This window comes from Sediminicola sp. 1XM1-17 (assembly GCF_037203765.1).
Classification (GTDB): domain Bacteria; phylum Bacteroidota; class Bacteroidia; order Flavobacteriales; family Flavobacteriaceae; genus Sediminicola.
In genome coordinates this window covers 589,239-606,524 of the sequence record NZ_JBBCAS010000001.1, presented here as the reverse complement: position 1 = coordinate 606,524, position 17,286 = coordinate 589,239, and the positions used below count along the sequence as shown (strand labels likewise).

Sequence of the window (17,286 nt, the reverse complement as noted above, 5' to 3'; positions counted from 1 at the left end):
CGGCAAGATATTAAAAACGATCGAGCGATTTAAAAACCTTGACCTTCCTTCTGCAGTCCTTAGTGCCTTAAAAACCAAATATCCAGGTTGGAATATTATTGACGATGTTTATCTCATAGATTACAACCATCAAAAAGGAGTGAACAGGACATTTAAAATCAAATTAAAAAAAAGAAAAAAAACCCTCAGGGTAAAGTTGGATGAAAAAGGCAATTACCTATAAAAATTCATTTCATCCATGTAAGCCCATACATTCTCCGGCAATAAAGGCCTAATATTTTTTCCGGCCTTGTGTTCTTTGCGGATAAAAGTAGATGAAATCTCCATGATCGGGGCATTGATATGGGTAATCTTAGGGTGCCCGTCAAAACTGTGATCCACTTCACCCTCTGAAATTCTCGGATAGACATAAATCTGATGGTGCTCCAGAATGGCTTCATAATTTTTCCACTTATGTAGTCCTTTGAGGTTATCCTCTCCCATCATGAGTGAAAATTCATATTTGGCACCGTACTTCTCGGCCAAATGCACCAACGTATTAATGGTATAATTGGGTTGGGGAAGATCAAATTCTATCTTACTGGGGTGTAGTTTAGGGTAGTCCTTGGTAGCTTCATAGACCATCTCGTATCTATGGTTATTGTCCAATAATGTTTTCTTTTTCTTAAAAGGACTATGTGGGGTAATGACCATCCAAACCTCATCAAGATCCGAAAATTCCACCATATGATTGGCAATTATAAGATGACCAATATGGATTGGATTAAACGTGCCAAAATAGAGACCTACCTTTTTCATCCTTCTAATATGCCCGGTGCTATTTTTTTTCCTGTTTTACCCCTACAAAATCGGCAACCAGATCATAGGCCTCCTTAAGGGCTATTTCCAATTCATAATTTTTGATGATCTTATCAAATTGTGGAGCCGTAGCGAGTTCTACTGATGCCTTGGCGATACGCATATTGATCTTGTCATCACTTTCAGTACTGCGTTTTTTTAATCTGATCTTTAGTTCGTCAACACTAGGTGGTTTTACAAAAACAGCCAACGTATTCTCGGGGAATTTCTTCTTTATTCTAAGCCCCCCCACTACATCAATATCAAAAATCACATTCTTGCCCAAGGCCCACAAACGTTCCACCTCACTTTTCAAGGTACCATAAAAGTTATCTCTATATACCTCTTCCCATTCCAAAAACTCATCGTTCTTAATGTGGTTTTTGAAATCGGATATGGACATAAAGTAATAATGTTCCCCATGTTTTTCCTTTCCCCGACGAGGTCTGGAAGTAGCGGAAACGGAAAAGGCCAAATTCAATTCTGGCTGATCCAATAAATATCTGGTGATGGTTGTTTTTCCACTTCCCGACGGTGCCGAAAAGATTATAAGTTTTCCTTCCTCCATTACAGTACGTTTAGCATTTGTTCCTTAATTTTCTCTAACTCATCTTTCATTTGCACAACGAGCTGTTGCATAGGAGCATAATTGGCCTTGGATCCTATGGTATTTATTTCCCTTCCTATTTCCTGACTTATAAAGCCCAGTTTTTTTCCGTTGGAATCTTCAGATTTGAGAGCAGTCGCAAAATAGTCCAAATGATTGGCCAAGCGCACTTTTTCCTCTGTGATATCGTATTTCTCCAAATAATAAATCAATTCCTGTTCAAACCTATTGGTATCCAGATCGGTCTTTAAATCGGCTACGGCCTTTTCCAAGCGTTCTCTCACCATGGAGAGTCGGTCTTTATCCATGGCCTTCACTTCTTCCAACAACCGGTTCAGCGAAGCGATCCTTTCCAAGAAATCCTTTTCCAGTACCTGACCCTCCTCCGATCTGAATATGTTGATTTCTTTCAGGGCATTATTAAGAGCTTCCAAAATGGCCTTATATTCCTCTTCATCAATATCGTCCCTTTCCGTCTTTAGGGCATCTGGCAAGCGTACAGCCATTTCCAGGAATTTAACATCATCCCCTTCTGCAATGGCTCGTAACTGTTTGATATAACCCTTAACCACCCCTTCGTTGATCACAGCGGAGGTTTCATCACCCGTAGACTCCATATACAATCCAAAATCTACCTTTCCTCTCTCCAAAGAACTGGCGATAATCTTTCGAAGCTCCAACTCCTTTTCCCTATACGCCGACGGTATGCGGGCATTTAAGTCGAGACTCTTGCTGTTCAATGATTTTATTTCAATGGTGATTTTCTTTGAGGGAAGTTGAATAACGTACTTCCCAAACCCTGTCATGGATTGGATCATAAATTGATTTTAAATTTTGGCAAAGGTAATTAAAATTCAGTTTTGCTTTTTTGGGTTGCCATTTTTATCAAAATACCTATTGATCTTTGTCTCGCACCAATACATCCCTGCACCAATACCAATGATAAAAATAAAAAATGAAGCCACTATATTGGCACTTGGGGCCAAAAGGAAATAGGCAAAAAAACTTAAAACCAAGGTTACTATACCTACCTTGATGAACATTTTCGATCCTATTTTATTGGCATAATCCCATATGAGCTGGTTGGCCATACTTCTTCTGGTCCGGTAGCCGTACAACGCATTGATTTTCTTAGGGGGATATAATTTCCAATAATAACCAAAGGCAATCAATAAGGTTGGGGTAATGCCTATGGCCATCAATTCTTCCAAGAGCATGCTACAGTTCCCTGACCCAAATATTTCTAAAGCTTACCCTGCTGTTGTCTCCATGATCTTGGAGCTTTATAGGTCCCTTTCCATGGGCTTCGTTCTTTGGCCAGCCAATGTAGGGTGTAGTACCTTTTATTTCTGCGTGGTCCTGGACCAAAACCCCATTGTGTATTACCGTAATGGTCCCCGACCTAATTTTCTTTCCTTCATCATTGAATACCGGTTCATGAAAAATGATGTCATAGGAATTCCATTCCCCTGATGGCACGGACGCTTTTGCCAAAGGCACGTGTTGCTTGTAAATAGAACCAACCTGGCCGTTTACGTAAGTGTCATTGTTGTTATTGTCCAGAATCTGAACCTCATAGATCCCCTGAAGGAAAACCCCACTGTTTGCCCTGTTCTGGCCTTCCCGTTGTATGTCTGCAGGAGATTTCCATTCCAGGTGCAACTGAACACTTCCAAAATTCTGTTTGGTCTGAATATCCCCTGACCGATCCTTTACGGTCATACTCCCATCCTTGTTCAAGTGCCACGCTACTGAAGTACTGTCCTTTGCACTGATCCACTGGTCAAAATTTTTCCCATCAAATAGCACAATGGCGTCACTTGGAGCTCCGTTATTCGCATAGGGCTGTACTGTAGGGGGTACAGGCTCATAGACCTCCGTTTCTTCCGGTTTTGTGGGTTCCACTCCGGTATACTCCTCATAGACTATTTCCTGGGGAGTGTTGTCCTTTGCCTCCAATGGGGCTACTTCTACCTTTTCTTTACAAGAAAAAAGGGCAAGGCCCAAAAAGACGGTAAATACATATTTCATACTATAGTTCCTTTATTTTGATATTTCTATAGGAAACCATATCTCCATGATCCTGCAGTCCTATTTTTCCTGTTTTATATTTTCCAAAATGTTCCCAATCTGCAAACTTGGATTTGGCCACCATGGCACTCCATTCCGGATCATTTACGGGAAAGGTAACTATGGTCATTCCATTGAGTTCCACACGACCCTCGTTGGTTTTGTGGTTTACGGTCAATACACAGGTATTCCACTCTCCAGCAGGTTTCGCCATTTCGTGATTGGGGGCCACCATATCATATAAAGCACCTGCTTGGTGGGTAGTACCAACTTTCGCATCAGGATGTCTTTCATTGTCCAACACTTGAATTTCCGGTCCGGTCTGATAAGCTTCGGACAAATTGGGATCTTCTTTGACACCCCAAAAAATACCACTGTTTCCTCCTTCGGATATCTTCCAGTCTATGGAGAGTACAAAGTCCGTAAATTCCTTGTCGGTTACCAGATTGTAACTGGCCCCTTTGGCTCTATCTTTGGGTGGATGGAAAACCATTGCCCCATCTTCCAATTTCCATTGTTCCGGCATGTCTTCTTTTAGATAGCCGTGCCAACCATCAAAAGAGGAGCCGTCAAAAAGTACCGTCCATTCATCTTGTGTTGCTGCTTCCATTTGTGTCTCTGCCCTATCGGCATTCATTTCTTCTTTGGTTTCCTTGGCCTTTTCTTTACAGCCGAAGATCATCAAGGCCAAAAGGCCACTAAAAATTAGTTGTTTCATGGGTATAGGTATTAGTTAGATTCCAAGTATTTTTTTGAGTGTTGCCTTATCTATTTCCGCCCCAGCAAAATCATCAAATGTCTTCTCTGTAGCCTCTATGATATGGTCCTGAATGAATTTTGCTCCTTCCCTGGCACCTTGTTCCGGGCTTTTGATACAGCACTCCCATTCCATAACTGCCCAAACATCACAACCATATTGGGTCAACTTGGAGAATATTGTTTTAAAATCAATTTGCCCATCACCCAAGGAGCGGTACCTTCCGGCCCTATCGCCCCAATCATTATACCCGCCAAAAGCTCCTTTTTTTCCCGTGGGATTAAATTCGGAGTCCTTCACATGAAACGATTTGATAAATTCATGGTAGTGGTCTATATAAGTGATATAATCCAGTTGTTGCAGCACAAAGTGACTTGGATCGTAAAGGATATTGACCCTTTTATGGTTCCCCGTTGCAGCCAGAAAACGCTCAAAAGTATCTCCATCATGTAAATCCTCACCCGGATGTATCTCGTAACAGACATCAACCCCTTCCTTGTCAAAATGGTTCAATATGGGCATCCACCTTTTTGCCAATTCCTCAAAACCCATTTCCACAAGACCCGCTGGCCGTTGTGGCCATGGATGCATGGTATGCCACAATAGCGCTCCCGAAAAGGTGGCATGCGCACTTAATCCCAGTCTTCTACTGGCCGTGGCCGCTTTTTTAACAGTATCAACCGCCCATTCCGTCCTGGCCTTGGGGTTGTTCTTTACCTTGTCCGGAGCAAAATTATCGAACATGAGATCATAGGCAGGGTTCACAGCCACCAATTGTCCCTGCAGATGCGTGGACAATTCCGTTATTTCAAGCCCATAAGAATTTATTTTTCCCTTTAGTTCGTCACAATAGGTCTGACTTTCGGCCGCCTTGTCCAAATCTATCAGAAAGCTTTCCCAAGTAGGGATCTGAATTCCTTTATATCCTAAATCCGAGGCCCATTTGCACATCCCATCCAAGGAGTTGAACGGAGCTTTATTATCTACAAATTGGGCAAGAAAAACTGCCGGTCCTTTAATTGTCTTCATTGTAACGATCTCATTTTTATTACCATTCATATTTTGACTGGCCACTGAAATTTTGAGAATTAAACCCTATATTTAGTGTTGAAAACATTCTCATTTATAATTCCGCAGCAGATTATAAATATAGGGATTACTAAAGAATTAAAAGAAAATATAATACTGAATCATACTGTATCGGGAGTCGCAAACGTTATAGGCACGGGATTAAAATTCAGGATAAACCTTTTTGGCCAAAATCTTAGGTTGGGCAAAAAAGTATAAGTCCTTTATTTTGACAAATATGTAGTTTAAGAAGGAACATCATAAACGCCTTCTGCCATTTAGACTTAGCCTCTCGAATTGAAAGTGCAACAATTAATATCAACCATGAAGAACCATTCTGCTGAAAACATGTGGGGCGATTTTTTAAAGGCCCATCTGGAATTTGCTTTTGAGCACACCCCTAAGGTTTACCATTTTTATGACAATGAAAAGGATGCCAATAACTCCGTAGCGCTGGTTTTGGCCGGTGCCAAAAAGGCGACCTCCCATTCCCTTCTAGGCTTGCAATTAAGGAATCAACCCTTACCCAAGCGGGGTGATTTCACCGTTTTTACAGATTGGGAAGGCAATGCCAAATGTATTGTAAGGACCACATCCGTAAGAATGATGCCCTATTTTAGTATATCAGAAGATCACGCCAAAATGGAAGGGGAAGGTAATGGCAGCCTTGCCCACTGGAAACAAACCCAATGGGAATTTTATCAAAGGCAACTTGGAGAACATGACCGCAAGCCCAATGAAAGCATGATTGTGGTTTGTGAATATTTTGAAAAAGTCTTTTAAAACAAAAAAGAGCCGCAGGTAGCGGCTCTTTTTTGTTTGTATAGTTCAATTTTACTTCAAAGTCACCCATGTATTCCCTTGTTTATGGGAAGCCACTGTACTTTCTATGAAGTTAAGGCCCCTTACGCCATCCATCATGGTGGGGAATTCCCCCGGGTTGTAATCCTCTCCACGTACGGCCCTGGCAACACCCAAATATATATTGGCCATGGCATCGAATATCCCTTCGGGATGTCCTGGAGGAAGCTTCGTACCGTCCAATGACAATTTGGAATTATAGGCATGGCCCGGCTTAAAGACCTGCAGTGGCTTATCATCCGAAAGGACATACAGATAATTTGGATTTTCCTGCTCCCAACGAAGTCCGGCCTTATCTCCGTAAATAGCCACCGTTAGACCATTTTCTTCTCCTGTAGCAATTTGGCTGGATCTGATAACGCCCTTGACCCCACCTTTCATACGTATGAGTACGGTCCCATCAATATCCATTTTATTGTCCTCGTAAAGATAGTTCAGGTCTGCTAAAATGGTATCTACCTGAAGTCCGGTAGTATATTCTACCATATTGAAGGCATGCACCCCAATATCGCCCATACAACAACTGATACCCGCTTTTTCGGGATTTAAACGCCATGTTGTGGCGCGTTTTTCCTTATCGTGAATAATGGGGTTTATCCAACCCTGATAATACTGTACATCCACTTTTTGAACCTTTCCCAAGGCGCCTGCTTTTACCATTTCCCGCATCTGGCGTACCATTGGATAACCCGTATAGGTGTGTGTAACGGCAAAAACAGTCTTGGCCTTTTCCAGGGCAGCTTGTAATATTTTGGCCTCCTCATAAGTGGTGGTCATTGGCTTTTCACATATGACATTAAAGCCGTTCTCCAATAATTTTTTGGCCATTGGGAAATGTAAAAAATTGGGCGTTAAAATGGAGCATACCTGAATCCTCTCCTCCACGGGAAGTTTCATTTCCTCCTCCACCAACGCATCAAAGTCCTTATAGATCCTATTTGTAGGAACCCCTATTTCCTTGGCAAAAGCCAAACTGTCGTTGTGGTCCGGATTAAAAACGGCACCAACAATTTCATAATTATCATTCATGAAGGAAGCAATCCTGTGCAATACCCCGATCAGGGAATCCCCACCTCCACCTAAAATACCTAGTCTAATTTTCTTGCTCATAACCTATCTTCTACTTATTAATATCTATTCTTTGTATTCTACTTCTTCATTCTTAAAAAATATCGCGAACAATACCATCACCACTAAGGCGAATATGGCCGGGAATGTCCATATATTATCCCATGAATGTAACCCGTCCGCACCTTTATAGGTATCTGTAATTATTCCGGCTATCTTAAATCCGATCAACATCCCCACTCCATAGGTAGCCAGAGTGATCAGTCCCTGGGCGGCACTTTTATATTTTATCCCAGCCTTGCTATCGGTATAGATTTGACCAGATACAAAGAAAAAGTCATAACAGATACCGTGAAGCGCAATACCAATGATCAGCATAAAGGCCAGATCTCCCGCATTGCCATAGGCGAACAACATATATCTCACCGTCCAAGCCAGCATACCGGCTATAAGGGTTTTCTTAAAACCAAATTTTTTGAAAAAGTAAGGAAGAAGCAACATGAACAATACTTCAGATGCCTGCCCGATGGTCATTTTTCCAGTAGGGTTGTCCATCCCAATTTCAGATAAAAATGGATTCGCATTCTGGTAGTAAAATGCCAAAGGAATACAAATTAGAATAGAGGATATAAAAAACACCAAGAAATTCCTGTCCTTCAATAATTTCAAAGCATCCAACCCTAGGATGGCAGAAATACTGATTTTCTCATCTTTCCCAACCTTGGGAGGTGTTTTGGGCAACATAAAACTAAAAACCCCCAAAATGGCAGAAGCAATGGACACCATCAAAAAGGTATTCCTCAATAATCCAGCCTGTCTTCCCTCTACAGAATCCCAAAAGAACACGTAACTAATAAGCAAGCCGGCGGCAATCCATCCAATAGTTCCAAAAACGCGGACAAATGAAAATTCCTTTGCAGGGTTTTTCATTTGATTGAATGAAATGGAATTGACCAAGGCCAAGGTTGGCATATAAAGGACCATATATCCAAAAACATAGGGATAAAATCCAGCAAAATCGGTTGACATATACATTTGGTACATGAGCAAAGCCCCTGCCAAATGCAGAATTCCCAAGATCTTTTCTGCATTAAAATAACGGTCTGCAATAAGCCCTATAATAAAAGGTGCAATTATGGCTCCCCAAGACTGGGTAGAGAAGGCCATAGCGGATTCGGCGCCAGTGGCATTCAAATTATTCCCTAAAAATGTCCCTAGGGTAACAAACCATCCTCCCCAGATAAAAAATTCAAGGAACATCATGAAGGACAATTGTATTTTGATTTTCGTGTTCATAAGTGGCTAGTTGTATTTATCGTTTGTAAAATATAAAATCCAATGTAAGGGGGTCTATCCCGTTATTTCTAAAATCCATAGAAATTTGCGCTCTGTGGTGCGTGGAATGGTTGATGATATGGAACAACATATCCTTAATGGTATTGGTAAAAAGTCGGCCTTCAGAATTCTCATAGTCCAATCGCACCTCAAAATCCTCGGTATAGGTTATAATTTCGAAAGAACTTCTTTGGTTTTCATAATGGATATCGCCCCAATCTTTAAGGGGTTGTATCTGCGTGACCCCATATTCGGGCGACTTTTGCAATATTCTATGGTTCCAGATATGGTGTGCATTCAAAATATGGCTAAAAAGCTCTGTGCTCCTTTGGGGAACCGTTTCCATTTTATTGCATGCCTCGATCAGCTTTTTGTTGCAATAAAAGTTGTAATCAAACAATTGATTAAAAAAGCTCTGCATATTGGATCTCCGGACTACTCCAGATTTTTTGAAGCATTCAACAATAATTCCTTGGTCGCCAAAATACCTGCCTCTTCTCCGAGTTCATCACCTTCATATTCCACCCCTATAAAACTGGTATAGCCTGCATTTTTCACAATCTGCAACATTTTGGAATAGTCAATTTTGGTTTCGTTACCGGCTTCATCAAAATTATATGATTTGGCACTAACACCTTTAGCGTAGGGCATCAGTTCGCTAACTCCCTGATACATATCATATTCCTCTTCGCATTCTCCACTATAATAGGATCCTCCCTTTCGTTTTACACAGAAATTCCCAAAATCCGGTAATGTACCGCAATTCTCCATATTCACGGTTTTCATAACCTCTGCCAACATAGCGGCATTGGAAGATAGTCCCCCGTGGTTCTCCACAATAATATTTACATTCTTATCCTTGGCATAGGTCGCCAATTGTTTTAAACCATCCACAGAATTGGCAATCCACTCCTCTGGTATTTGGCTCCCATCCAAATTTACACGGATGGAATGACAACCCATTGCCGCGGCCGCATCCACCCATTTATAATGGTTCTCTACCGCCTTTTTGCGCTCTTTGGCATCCACACTGGCCAGATCTCCTTGTCCGTCAATCATGATCAGCACATTCACCATCCCATATTTTTCACTTTCAGCATTACATTTTTCAACAAACGCCGCCATGGCTTCCTTGGAGAAATTGGACTTCTCCAGCTCCTTATAATAAAGACCACTTACGTACTCCAAACCGCTAAAGCCCCATCCTTTTGCTTTTTCAGCGAAAGTATAGGGATCTACCCCTTCATCAAATACCATTTTGTGCATGGACCATTGTGCCAGGGAAAGTTCAAAAAAGGGATCGGCTGTCTTTTCTTCCTCAGTTGAAACAACAGTCGGTTCAGCTTCAGCTTTTTTAGTCTCTTTACAGGAATACATTCCCAGAGTTACGATGGCCATTCCCAAAAGAACGGCGTGTTTGAGGTGATTTCTTTTCATGGATTAAGTTGATTATTTAGTTTTCAATGAATAGCCCCAACTACAACGTTATAGTGCAGGTATCCCAATAAAATTGGCGTTTAAATGTAGAAAATTCTTTTTATATTTAATAAATTTAGGAAATAAACAATTCAATAAATGGGTAAATTTTATTACAACGAAGAACAGGAATCTTACGACGCAATCGTTGTGGGTACTGGGATTAGCGGCGGATGGGCGGCTAAGGAGTTATGTGAGAACGGACTCAAAACACTGGTTCTAGAGCGCGGAAGGATGGTGACTCATATCCAGGACTACAAGACTGCCAATATGGATGACTGGGATTTTCCGAACAATGGAGAACTTCCCAGGGAAGAACAAGCAAAGCAATTAAAACAAGCCAGGACCGGATACACGACCAAAGCACAGCACAATGAGTGGTTTGTTAATGATCTGGAACATCCTTATAATGAAACCAAACGTTTTGATTGGATGCGAGGTTATCATGTTGGAGGTAGGTCGATCATGTGGGGGCGCCATAGCTATCGTTGGAGCGAAATGGATTTTGAAGCCAATAAAAGAGATGGTATTGCCGTAGACTGGCCCGTTAGATATAAGGATATAGCTCCTTGGTACGACAAGGTAGAATCCTATATCGGGGTGAGCGGTGAAAATCTCGGTTTGAAACAATTGCCCGATGGACAGTTCTTACCCATGATGGAATTGAATTGTGTAGAACAGGTTTTCAGGGAAAAAGTTTCAGAAAATTTTGATGGCCGCGTAGTGACCGCCGGTAGGGTGGCACATATTACCGGTAATAAAGAATTTGAGGGGCGTAGCAAGTGCCAATTTAGAAACCGCTGTATTAGGGGCTGTCCTTTTGGGGCCTATTTCAGTAGCAACTCCTCTACTTTGCCTGCTGCGGAAAGAACAGGAAATCTAACCCTCAGACCGGATTCCATCGTTTCGGAAGTCATTTATGACCCCAAAACAGGAAAGGCCTCCGGAGTTAAAGTAATCGATAGGCTCACGAAAGAAGAATTGGTATTCAATGCCAAGGTAATCTTCCTTTGCGCTTCTTCCATGGCATCAACAGCCATTTTATTGCATTCGAAATCTGATCGTTTCCCGAACGGAATGGGTAATGACTCCGATCAACTGGGAAGAAACATTATGGATCACCATTTAGGTGTTGGTGCTTCTGGAAAGTTTGATGGTTTTGAGGACAAGTACTACAAGGGAAGAAAGCCAAACGGTGTCTATATTCCCCGATTCAGGAATCTAGGGGGCACTAGCAACCAAAAAGATTTTATACGAGGGTATGGTTACCAAGGTGGCGCCAGTAGGGACAACTGGGAAGAATCCATTTCTGAAATGTCCTACGGCAAGGAGCTCAAGGAAAACTTGTTGAAGCCGGGAGGCTGGAGTTTTGGAATTGGTGGCTTCGGAGAAGTACTCCCATATGAAGAAAACAGAATGACTTTGGATTACGATAATTTGGATAGTTGGGGACTCCCCACCGTTACCTTTGACGCTGAATTCAAGGAAAACGAATGGAAAATGCGCGAGGACATGAAAAACCAAGCCATTGAGATGTTGGAAAAAGCCGGATTTAGAGATGTAAAAGGGTTTGACAATCCTGGAGCATTGGGTCTGGGGATCCACGAAATGGGAACAGCGAGAATGGGTAGGGATCCTAAGACATCGGTATTGAATGGGTACAACCAAATACATGCGGTACCCAATGTTTATGTAACAGATGGTGCCTTCATGACTTCTGCAAGTTGTGTCAATCCATCATTGACCTATATGGCATTTACGGCAAGAGCTGCCAACCATGCCGCCCAAGAACTTAAAAAAGGAAACGTATAATGGATAGAAGAATAGCACTCAAAAATATAGGCCTTTCATTGGGATACGTAGTAGCGGTCCCAACATTGGTAAGTCTAGTTCAAAGTTGTAAGGACAAACCAGCGATGGAATGGGCACCGTCCTTTTTAACCAAAGACCAAGGAGCGGCACTGATGAATTTGGTAGATCTCATTCTACCCAAAACAGATACCCCTTCGGCCACAGAAGTAAATGTTCATATGTTCATCGACAAATTTGCCTATGAGGTGATGGAACCAAAACAACAGGAATTCTTCAAAATGTCCATGGGCAATTTTCTGGACAAAGCTTTAAAAGATTCCGGCAAGGAGACCTTGGCAGACCTTACAGCTGAAGATTTGGAACCGTCCCTATCTCAGGCCTTAAAGGTTACCAAAGAGCAAGAAATTGAAAATTTTGAGATTATAACCTCCTACCAAGAGGCTATTGAAAATGGACAAACAGCAGAATTGGATGCCAGCATAGGCAGTTTTGCTTTTGCCAATAATCTTAGAGGCATGACCATATGGGCCTATAAGAGCTCCGAATATGTTGGGGAAGAAGTCTTGGCATACCTTCCAGTTCCTGGAGAATATATCGGTTGTGGTGAACTTCAAGAACTGACCGGTGGCAAGGCATGGTCTATCTGATGAACTTCTGTAGCTAATACCCATTATTTTATTTTTAAGCCCTTTCAGGTAGCATATGCCTTGGAAGGGCTTTTACATTTCTAGGAGCAGCATGGGCTCACCAATAGTAATGGCCCCGTTACAAGCACCCCCATTGATCTATTTATCAATTGTTTAACATACACACAAGTAAGTTTAGACCCACCACAACCGTCTAAAAATACATTATGGAACATTATATATGGTTACTGGGAGTTTATGCCATACTGTTGGTAGGCTCCAAATTGGTCTACTATAGCTACATAAGAACAAGATAGTTCCCCCATTATGGTTGGCTTTTGAAAATGGACCACAAAAAAATACCTCGAGAAGCACCACAAGGTAACCTATCTCGAGGTATTTTATTTTAATGATGATATGGGCCATCAAGAGCTTTGGCTAAAGCTCCTTCAATATCTTAAGAGCCACACATTAAACAATCGTCATCTCCTTCGCTGGCCTTTGCCTGCGCTATCAAAGCCTTCATTTCGGCAGCGCTCATGGGTTTTACTTCAACATCTTCTTTGACTGGCATAGCAGCCACTTCTGACGCAGTCTTTGTTTCCGGTTTTACCGCAGCTACATTTAAGACCTCTGCTTCCTCCAATTCTTTCGCCGGAGCCTCTTGTTTTTTACTGTTGTCCAAAGTAAACTTGATGGCATCTACGGCCGCCTTGGTCCTCAAGTAGTACATCCCTGTTTTAAGTCCGCTTTTCCATGCATAGAAATGCATTGAGGTAAGCTTGGAATAATTGGCGTTTTCCATGAACAGGTTCAAAGACTGACTCTGGTCAATGAAATACCCTCTATGTCTGGACATATCAATTATATCTTTCATACTTAATTCCCAAACTGTCTTGTACAACTCTTTGATATCTTCTGGAATGCCCTCTATATCTTGAACCGAACCATTGGCCCGCATCAATTCCTGTTTTACATTCTCGTTCCAAAGCCCAAGGTTCACCAAGTCCTCCAATAAATGCTTGTTCACAACAATGAATTCACCGGACAATACCCTGCGGGTATATATGTTGGAGGTATACGGCTCAAAACACTCATTGTTCCCCAATATCTGAGAGGTTGAAGCCGTTGGCATCGGAGCAACCAACAATGAGTTGCGAACACCACTTTTCTTCACTTCTTTTCGAAGTTTGGCCCAATCCCATCTTCCTGACAATTCCTCATCCTTAATGCCCCATAAATTGTACTGGAACTCACCTTTGGACATTGGCGACCCTTCATAAGTAGAATAAGGTCCTTCTTCCTTGGCCTGTTCCATGGAGGCGGTAACTGCGGCAAAGTAAAGCGTTTCAAATATCTCCTGGTTCAATTTTTTAGCTTCTTCACTGGTAAAAGGCAAACGAAGCATAATAAAGGCGTCGGCCAGACCTTGTACCCCAAGACCTACCGGTCTATGGCGCATATTGGAATTTTCAGCTTCCTTAACGGGATAGTAATTTCTATCTATAACCCTGTTAAGGTTTTTGGTAACCCTTTTGGTTACACGGAAAAGTTCCTTGTGATCGAAATCTCCGTTCTTTACAAACATAGGCAGGGCTATGGAGGCAAGGTTACAAACAGCCACCTCATCAGGGGATGTGTATTCCATAATCTCCGTACAAAGGTTGGAAGAACGAATGGTCCCCAGGTTTTTCTGATTGCTCTTTCTATTGGCGGCATCCTTATACAACATATAAGGAGTTCCAGTTTCTATTTGGGATTCCAAAATTTTCTCCCAAAGTTCACGTGCCCTAATGGTCTTTCTTCCTTTACCCTCTGCTTCATACTTTAAATAAAGGGCTTCAAATTCGTCACTATGGGTATTGAACAGGTTTGGACACTCATTGGGACACATCAAGGTCCATTCCTCGTTTGCCTCTACCCTTTTCATGAACAAATCAGGAATCCACATGGCATAAAAAAGATCCCGCGCTCGCATTTCTTCTTTTCCGTGGTTCTTTTTCAGGTCCAGGAATTCAAATATATCAGCGTGCCATGGCTCAACATAAATGGCAAAGCTACCTTTACGTTTCCCACCTCCTTGATCTACATACCTAGCAGTATCATTGAATACCTGCAACATGGGTACAATTCCGTTAGAGGTACCGTTGGTTCCAGCAATATAGGATCCTGTGGCCCTGATGTTATGTATGGATAATCCAATCCCCCCCGCAGATTGTGAAATCTTGGCCGTTTGTTTTAGGGTATCATAAATCCCATCGATACTGTCGTCCTTCATGGCCAGCAAAAAGCAAGAGGACATCTGAGGTTTCGGCATCCCTGCATTGAACAAGGTAGGGGTAGCGTGAGTGAAGTATTTCTTGGACATCAGCTCATAGGTCTCAATGGCAGATTCCAGATCGTTCAAATGGATTCCTATGGAAACACGCATCAGCATATGTTGTGGCCTTTCAGCAATTTTTCCATTCAATTTTAATAGGTAGGAGCGCTCCAAAGTCTTAAAACCGAAATAATCGTAGCCAAAATCGCGGTTATAAATTATGGTAGAATCCAATGTTTCTGCATTCTCTTCTATGACCTTGTATACCTCATCGGATAACAGAGGGGCCTTTTTCCCGGTCCGTGGGTTTACATATACATAAAGATCCTTCATCGTTTCGGAGAAAGATTTTTTGGTGTTTTTATGTAAGTTGGAAATGGAGATACGCGCGGCCAATTTTGCATAGTCCGGATGCGTGGTAGTCATGGTTGCAGCAATTTCCGCAGCAAGATTATCCAATTCAGATGTGGTCACCCCATCGTACAGACCTTCAATAACCCTCATGGCGACCTTTACAGGATCTACAAGGCTATTTAGTCCATAACATAACTTTCTTACTCTGGCCGTGATCTTATCGAACATCATCGGCTCTTTTCTGCCATCTCTTTTTACTACAAACATGTGCTACAACTATTTAAATGAAACGAATATTTACTGGTCTTTTTCTTTTCCCTTGACTGCCAAAACCATTTGGCGGTCCGAGATTCTGAGATCGACTTCCTTTGACCAAAAAAGCCGATTGATATAATTTTTGGTTTTTCTTAACATTTTAATCCAAGGGCTTAAAAACCCCTTTTTCAAGGGGCCTCTAATTCTATTGGACTAGAAATCAGCGTCGAAACTGATCTTCTGGTTTTCACCGTCCTTTTCCTTGTTCAATACACCCGCTTTCTGGTATTCTGAAACTCTTTTCTCAAAAAAGTTGGTCTTCCCCTGTAGGGATATCATATCCATAAAATCGAAGGGGTTAGATGAATTGTAGACCTTTTCACAGCCCAATTCCACCAACAACCTATCGGTGACAAATTCAAGATACTGTGTCATCAACTTGGCGTTCATCCCAATGAGACTGGCAGGTAGGGATTCGGTTATAAATTCACGCTCTATATTTAGCGCATCCACTATAATTTCTGTAATTCTGGCTTTTGGAACTTTGTTTACCAAATGATGGTTGTGCAGATGAACAGCATAATCGCAATGCATACCCTCATCCCTGGATATTAACTCATTGGAAAATGTCAGACCAGGCATTAGTCCTCTTTTCTTCAACCAGAAGATAGAACAAAATGCTCCGGAAAAGAAAATTCCTTCAACGGCGGCAAAAGCAATCAATCTTTCCGCAAAACTTGGAGATTCTATCCATTTCAATGCCCAATCTGCTTTTTTCTTAATAGCAGGGAAATTATCAATTGCATTGAAAAGTAGATTTTTTTCCTTTTCATCCTTAACATAAGTATCGATCAACAGGGAGTAGGTCTCTGAATGGATGTTCTCCATCATAATCTGAAAGCCATAAAAGAATTTGGCCTCAGAATACTGAACCTCATTCACAAAGTTTTCTGCCAAATTCTCATTGACAATCCCATCAGAAGCAGCAAAAAAAGCAAGAATATGCTTTATAAAGTAACGCTCATCATCATTGAGCTTATTTTTCCAATCGATAGGATCTTGATGTAAGTCTATTTCCTCAGCGGTCCAAAAACAAGCTTCGCACTTTTTATACCATTCCCACAAATCGTGATGTTGGATTGGGAAGATCACAAATCTATCCTTGTTTTCCTTCAAAATGGGCTCTACTGCTGTTGACATATGTAATGTTTTAAGTAATTTGTTGTTTTGGGGCGAAAATTACCCTACTCGGGAGTAACAAAGATTGAAAAATGTAAGCAATAAACGAAGGTTGTTTCATCATTTAAATTACAAAGTTTTTAACACTATATGTTGAAATCTAGGCTCGCCAGTGATGTTTATTGCCTTTTCGGAAATGCAGGTTGTTGTAATAAGTTGCATGTTGAAATTGGACAAAAAGAGAAGTGGAAAAATAAACCAAAAAGTATTAAAAATTAGACCTTTCGGTCTACTTCAAAACAAAAGGGACAGCTTTTTCAAGCTGCCCCTTTATAAACTCATAATAATACTGTCAAACCTTACGACCCTTCAATAGATAGTATATTCAATATTACCTTGAATGGACCTGCTGATTTAGGTAGTTCCCCCGAAACCTATTAACCGAGCAGATTTCCAAAACCAACACGTTGGCTAGGTTTTCCAATAGGTTGTTTTTCCATTGAGTAAGGCATTTTCCGTACATGCACCTGTTTCGATAGAAACAAACTGCATTGGGTCGTATTCATGGCCTGACAGTTTCATTAACTTTATAACTAATTATTACCTTAAAATTTCATTGGCCCTCTATTGTATTCAAATATTGGTTGCCAATTTGTAATCT

At 41.4% G+C, this 17,286-nt stretch carries 16 protein-coding genes; 3 read left to right on the top strand and 13 right to left on the bottom strand.

Annotation, left to right across the window (positions count from 1 at the left end; translation table 11 throughout):
- Window positions 1–213: 213 nt before the first annotated feature.
- The 7 genes from nadD to WAA86_RS02685 are packed head-to-tail and all read right to left on the bottom strand — an operon-like array spanning window position 214 to window position 5,300.
- Window positions 214–798 (bottom strand): nicotinate (nicotinamide) nucleotide adenylyltransferase, encoded by a 585-nt coding sequence (gene nadD / locus WAA86_RS02715; RefSeq protein WP_337299432.1) that lies wholly within the window; start codon window positions 796–798, stop codon window positions 214–216.
- Window positions 799–817: 19 nt separating this feature from the next.
- Complete coding sequence (gene gmk, locus WAA86_RS02710; RefSeq protein WP_337299431.1) at window positions 818–1,405, bottom strand: guanylate kinase; 588 nt, start codon at window positions 1,403–1,405, stop codon at window positions 818–820.
- Window positions 1,405–2,262 carry a YicC/YloC family endoribonuclease gene (locus WAA86_RS02705; RefSeq protein WP_337299430.1) on the bottom strand — a complete coding sequence of 286 codons (858 nt, stop codon included), beginning with the start codon at window positions 2,260–2,262 and terminating at the stop codon, window positions 1,405–1,407. Before WAA86_RS02705 ends, gmk begins: the two co-directional genes overlap by 1 nt.
- 36 nt (window positions 2,263–2,298) lie before the next feature.
- A complete protein-coding gene (locus WAA86_RS02700) occupies window positions 2,299–2,661 on the bottom strand; it encodes an SdpI family protein (protein WP_337299429.1) in 363 nt (120 codons plus the stop codon).
- 1 nt (window position 2,662) lies between these two features.
- Entirely contained in the window at window positions 2,663–3,475 is an 813-nt protein-coding gene (locus WAA86_RS02695) for a 3-keto-disaccharide hydrolase (RefSeq protein WP_337299428.1), read from the bottom strand.
- 1 nt (window position 3,476) lies between these two features.
- Window positions 3,477–4,232 (bottom strand): 3-keto-disaccharide hydrolase, encoded by a 756-nt coding sequence (locus tag WAA86_RS02690; protein ID WP_337299427.1) that lies wholly within the window; start codon window positions 4,230–4,232, stop codon window positions 3,477–3,479.
- Between the two features lie 15 nt (window positions 4,233–4,247).
- On the bottom strand, window positions 4,248–5,300 hold the full coding sequence (locus WAA86_RS02685) for a sugar phosphate isomerase/epimerase family protein (protein ID WP_337299426.1): 1,053 nt from the start codon (window positions 5,298–5,300) through the stop codon (window positions 4,248–4,250).
- Between the two features lie 363 nt (window positions 5,301–5,663).
- Between WAA86_RS02685 and WAA86_RS02680 the strand changes: the two genes are divergently transcribed.
- Window positions 5,664–6,122: an ASCH domain-containing protein gene (locus tag WAA86_RS02680; protein ID WP_337299425.1), complete on the top strand. Its 459-nt coding sequence runs from the start codon at window positions 5,664–5,666 to the stop codon at window positions 6,120–6,122.
- Between the two features lie 51 nt (window positions 6,123–6,173).
- Here the strand turns inward: WAA86_RS02680 and WAA86_RS02675 are convergent, their stop codons facing one another.
- The 4 genes from WAA86_RS02675 to WAA86_RS02660 all read right to left on the bottom strand — a co-directional run bounded on the left by WAA86_RS02675 (window position 6,174) and on the right by WAA86_RS02660 (window position 10,040).
- Window positions 6,174–7,310: a Gfo/Idh/MocA family protein gene (locus tag WAA86_RS02675; RefSeq protein ID WP_337299424.1), complete on the bottom strand. Its 1,137-nt coding sequence runs from the start codon at window positions 7,308–7,310 to the stop codon at window positions 6,174–6,176.
- A 24-nt stretch (window positions 7,311–7,334) separates the two neighbouring features.
- Window positions 7,335–8,564, bottom strand: coding sequence for a nucleoside permease (locus WAA86_RS02670; RefSeq protein ID WP_337299423.1), 1,230 nt, complete (start codon window positions 8,562–8,564; stop codon window positions 7,335–7,337).
- Between the two features lie 16 nt (window positions 8,565–8,580).
- Complete coding sequence (locus WAA86_RS02665) at window positions 8,581–8,949, bottom strand: DinB family protein (RefSeq protein ID WP_337299422.1); 369 nt, start codon at window positions 8,947–8,949, stop codon at window positions 8,581–8,583.
- Window positions 8,950–9,038: 89 nt separating this feature from the next.
- Complete coding sequence (locus tag WAA86_RS02660; RefSeq protein ID WP_337299421.1) at window positions 9,039–10,040, bottom strand: sugar phosphate isomerase/epimerase family protein; 1,002 nt, start codon at window positions 10,038–10,040, stop codon at window positions 9,039–9,041.
- A 138-nt stretch (window positions 10,041–10,178) separates the two neighbouring features.
- On the opposite strand from WAA86_RS02660, the gene WAA86_RS02655 reads away from it, so the two are divergent.
- Both WAA86_RS02655 and WAA86_RS02650 read left to right on the top strand, forming a co-directional pair.
- The gene (locus WAA86_RS02655) at window positions 10,179–11,891 is read left to right on the top strand and encodes a GMC family oxidoreductase (RefSeq protein ID WP_337299420.1); all 1,713 of its coding nucleotides are present in this window, start codon (window positions 10,179–10,181) and stop codon (window positions 11,889–11,891) included.
- On the top strand, window positions 11,891–12,538 hold the full coding sequence (locus WAA86_RS02650; RefSeq protein ID WP_337299419.1) for a gluconate 2-dehydrogenase subunit 3 family protein: 648 nt from the start codon (window positions 11,891–11,893) through the stop codon (window positions 12,536–12,538). Before WAA86_RS02655 ends, WAA86_RS02650 begins: the two co-directional genes overlap by 1 nt.
- 436 nt (window positions 12,539–12,974) lie before the next feature.
- Here WAA86_RS02650 and WAA86_RS02645 read toward each other — a convergent pair whose 3' ends face one another.
- Together WAA86_RS02645 and WAA86_RS02640 are read right to left on the bottom strand one after the other, a co-directional pair.
- Window positions 12,975–15,458, bottom strand: a complete 2,484-nt coding sequence (locus WAA86_RS02645; protein WP_337299418.1) for a ribonucleoside-diphosphate reductase subunit alpha — start codon at window positions 15,456–15,458, stop codon at window positions 12,975–12,977.
- A gap of 201 nt (window positions 15,459–15,659) precedes the next feature.
- Entirely contained in the window at window positions 15,660–16,646 is a 987-nt protein-coding gene (locus WAA86_RS02640; protein WP_337299417.1) for a ribonucleotide-diphosphate reductase subunit beta, read from the bottom strand.
- Window positions 16,647–17,286 lie beyond the last annotated feature (640 nt).